Genomic DNA, 3689 nt, shown 5'->3' on the forward strand with positions numbered 1-3689 from the left:
GGTTCGAATCCCATCGGGGGTACAGCAGAAGGCGCCCGGAGCACAACGCTCCGGGCGCCTTCCTCGTTGCGGGGGACGGGGGCGGAGTCCAGGGTCGCGGCCGGCCGTCGGCCCCCCGCATGCCGGTCGCCGTTCAGGGCGGGGCCCGGACCGGCCCGGTCACCCTGCCCCGCCCCCGGAGGCGGATGAGATGGCGGGCGTGCTCGTCCAGTGCGTGGTCCTCGGCGGACACCGGGGCCCACCGGGGCACCGGGGTGGGTCTACCGTCCGGCCCGAGTGCCGCACAGACGGTCAGGCAGTGGGTGGTGAGCGTCCTCTCCGGAGAGGTGGCCTCTCCGGAGCTCACATGGACCGAGACGTGCATGGTCTCGTGACCCGTGTGCAGCAGACGGGCCTCCACCTCCACGACGTGGCCGATCTTCACCGGGTGGTAGAACCGGACACCGCCGGCGTACACCGAGGTGCAGGGGGTACCCGACCACCGGGTGGCGCAGAGGTTCGCCGCGTCGTCGATCCAGGACATGATGCGCCCGCCGTGCGCGTTGCCGCCCCAGTTGACGTCCCCGGGTGCCGCGAGGAACCGCAGGGTCGAACGAGGCGCTGTGCCCGCGGCGGAATAGGTCTGCTCCGCCATCGCCCGTTCGATGTCCTTGCGCAGCCCGATGCGCATGACAGCCTCGTCGGACTCGTGGACCTCCAGGCGGGAGGCGGGCGTCCAGGGAGGTACGGGGGTGGGCGCGCCGTCGCGGACGGCGATGAAGACCACGAGGCACTCGGCGCAGTGCCGGTAGTCGAGCGTCACGGGATCGCAGGCCCGGACGTCGCACTGGATGTGCATCGACGTCGAACCCGTGTGGACGAGTCGGGCCGAGACCTCGATGAGTTCGCCGGAGACGACCGGGCGGGAGAAGCGGATGTTCCCGACATAGGCGGTGACGGCGTATCCGCCGGACCACCCCGCCGCCAGGGCGTAGGCGGCCTTGTCGATCCACTCGAGGATGCGGCCGGTGTGCACCTGCGTGCCCGTGCCGACATCGGTGGGCGCAGCGAGGAACCGCAGGACGGTCTGACGAGGTGTGGTCACGCTCCGCACGCTAGTGACGGCGCGTGACGGGACGGTTGCCGCGCGTACGGATTCCGTGACGGACTCCTCACCCCCGCGCCGACGGACGGTGAGCCGGGACGCGGGGGCGTGGGAGGAGAATCAGTCCACCGTCTCTTTGAGGGTGTCCTCGCGCACGAACAGCAGCAGCACCGTGGCGACCAGGATGAGCGGCACCACGACGTGGTAGATCGGCACCAACGCGTCGTTGTAGGAGCTGACGATCGCGTCGTGCAGGGGCCCGGGCAACGCGGCCAGGATCTCCGGGCTCATGGAGTTGGCCGCACCCGAACCGTTCGAGAAGGTCTCGGCCACCGCGGCGCCCTCGGGACCGAGTTCCGCGGCCGCGGCGGGGACCCGCTCGCCCATGAGATCGGCGAGCCGGCTGACGAACAGCGAACCCACGATCGCCGAACCCATGGTGCCGCCGATCTGGCGGAAGAAGTTGTTGGACGCCGTGGCGGTGCCGACCATCGTGATCGGGAAGGTGTTCTGCACGATCAGCACGAGCAGTTGCATGCACAATCCGAGTCCGAAGCCGAACACGAACAGCACCACGCCCAGGTGCACCAGGGTGTCTCCGGCCTCCAGCGAACCGATGAGCCACAGGCCCGCGGCCATGATCACGGTGCCGACCACCGGGTACCACTTGTAACGGCCGGTCCGGCTGACGATGTTGCCCACGATGATGGACGTGCCCATCATGCCGGCCATCATCGGCGTCATCATCAGTCCGGCGGCGGTGGGGCCGAGCCCGTGGACCATCTGGATGTAGGTGGGCAGGTACGCCATGCAGCCAAACATCGCGACACCGACCAGGAGCCCGGCGCCGGTCGAGAGCGAGAAGTTCCGCTCGGCGAACAGCGTCATGGGGATCAGCGGGTGTTCCGAGCGCAACTCAACCAGGACGAACGCGACCGCGCACACGACGAACAGGGCGCCCATGCCGAGGATCATCGGGTCCGTCCAGTCGTACCGGTTACCGCCCCAGGAGGAGATGAGGATCAGAGCGGTGGTGCCGGTGGCCATGAGGACCGTGCCGGGCCAGTCGGTTCGTCGACCGGCGCCACGATTCGGCAGGCGGAGCCAGACCACGGCCACGACGAGGGCGACCAGGCACACGGGGAGGTTGAACCACAGGGCCCAGCGCCAGCCGGGGCCCTCGGTGAAGAACCCGCCGAGCAGGGGGCCCAGAACGGAGGACAGTCCGAAGACGGCGCCCAGCACGCCCATGTAACGGCCGCGCTGCCGAGCGGGGACGACGTCGGCGACGATCGCCTGGGAGAGCACCATGAGACCACCGCCACCGAGGCCCTGGATCGCGCGGGCCACGATGAGCAGGTCGATGTCCCACGCGACCGCCCCCAGAAGAGAGCCCGCGGAGAACAGGAGGATCGCGGTCACGAAGAGCGGCTTGCGGCCGATCTGGTCGCCGAGTTTGCCGTAGACCGGCAGGCCGATCGTCATGGTGAGCAGGTAGACGGTGATGACCCAGCTCATCCGGTCGACCCCACCGAGGTCGGCCACGATGGTCGGCAGTGCCGTGGCGAAGATCATCTGGCCCAGGGAGACGATGAGCATCCCGAGCAGCAGGGAGGTGAACACCAGCGGCACGTTGTGGGTCACCGGCGCCGGAGCCGCGGAGGTCGCGGTTCCCGGATCGGCGCCGGGGGAGGGCGCGGTAGTGCGGATATCGGTTTCGCTCATGCGGGACTCCCGGCGGGATGTGAGGCGGAGGGTGCGGTGGGCGCCGTGGCGGAGGGTGCGGTGGGTGCGGTGGTGTCGGGCGCGGTGGTGTCGGGTGCTCCCGCGAGCAGGGCGAGTTGCCGCAGCGCGGTGGCGCAGTCACCGTCGAGGTCCTCGAAGGTGGCCGAGTCGCGGGCGAGCCACGCGGACAGCCCGAGGTTCGCCGATGCCGCGACCAGGGCCACGCAGGCCCGGGCCTCGGCCTCGACCGCCACCCCGGCCAGCCGACGCAGCGACGGGTGCCGGTCGAGGTGCACGATGACCAGGTCGGTCAGGCGGAGTTGGAAGCGCGACGAGGCGGTCATCCGCGCGGCCGCCAGCTCGGGCTCGGCGCGGAAGATGGCCCGGCGGCGCTGGGCCAGCGTGGCGGTCTGGTCCCTGTCGGCGGTACGGGTCGCCGCGAAGGCGGCGAGGTAGAGACGGAGTAGCGCGTCGAGAACGCCCTCCTCGCCGCGGTCGAGGAAGGCGGCGCGGTCGGCCTCGGAGACGTCCTCGGGCGTGGCGCCGATGACGGCGGCCTCCTTGGAGGGCACGTAGTTGAAGAACGTCCGCTTGGAGATCTCGGCGGCGGCGCAGATCTGGTCGACCGTCACCGCGTCGAAGCCGTACTCGAGCACCAGGGAGGTCGCCGCGTTCTCTATGGACACCATGGTCGCGCGACGCTTCCGGTCGCGCAGGGAGTCGGGGTCGGGGGGAGAGGACATGCCGGTCACGATAGCCGCTTACTTCACCGAGTGCATCTTTACACCCGGTGTACGGGGGTGATGTCGCGATTTGGTTCGTCGTCCACCATCCGGATATAGTGGTCGAGTGCCAAGCCCCCGTCGTCTAGCGGCCTAGG

At 70.0% G+C, this 3689-nt stretch carries 3 protein-coding genes; all 3 read right to left on the minus strand.

The features are described 5' to 3' along the window. Positions 1-133 precede the first annotated feature (133 nt). Entirely contained in the window at positions 134-1084 is a 951-nt protein-coding gene (locus AYO52_RS14330) for an acyl-CoA thioesterase (RefSeq protein ID WP_067718750.1), read from the minus strand. A gap of 120 nt (positions 1085-1204) precedes the next feature. Continuing rightward, positions 1205-2809 (minus strand): MDR family MFS transporter, encoded by a 1605-nt coding sequence (locus AYO52_RS14335; RefSeq protein WP_067718753.1) that lies wholly within the window; start codon positions 2807-2809, stop codon positions 1205-1207. Next, positions 2806-3552 (minus strand): TetR family transcriptional regulator, encoded by a 747-nt coding sequence (locus AYO52_RS14340; RefSeq protein ID WP_067718756.1) that lies wholly within the window; start codon positions 3550-3552, stop codon positions 2806-2808. The genes AYO52_RS14335 and AYO52_RS14340 overlap by 4 nt, the downstream gene beginning before the upstream one ends. Between the last annotated feature and the right edge of the window lie 137 nt (positions 3553-3689).

This window comes from Dietzia sp. 111N12-1, from assembly GCF_001658045.1.
Taxonomy (GTDB): Bacteria; Actinomycetota; Actinomycetes; order Mycobacteriales; family Mycobacteriaceae; genus Dietzia; species Dietzia kunjamensis.

Excerpts from the sequence above, each read along its gene's own strand:
- AYO52_RS14340 (WP_067718756.1), bottom strand. The coding sequence starts at position 3,552 with ATGTCCTCTCCCCCCGACCCCGACTCCCTGCGCGACCGGAAGCGTCGC.
- AYO52_RS14335 (WP_067718753.1), bottom strand. The coding sequence starts at position 2,809 with ATGAGCGAAACCGATATCCGCACTACCGCGCCCTCCCCCGGCGCCGAT.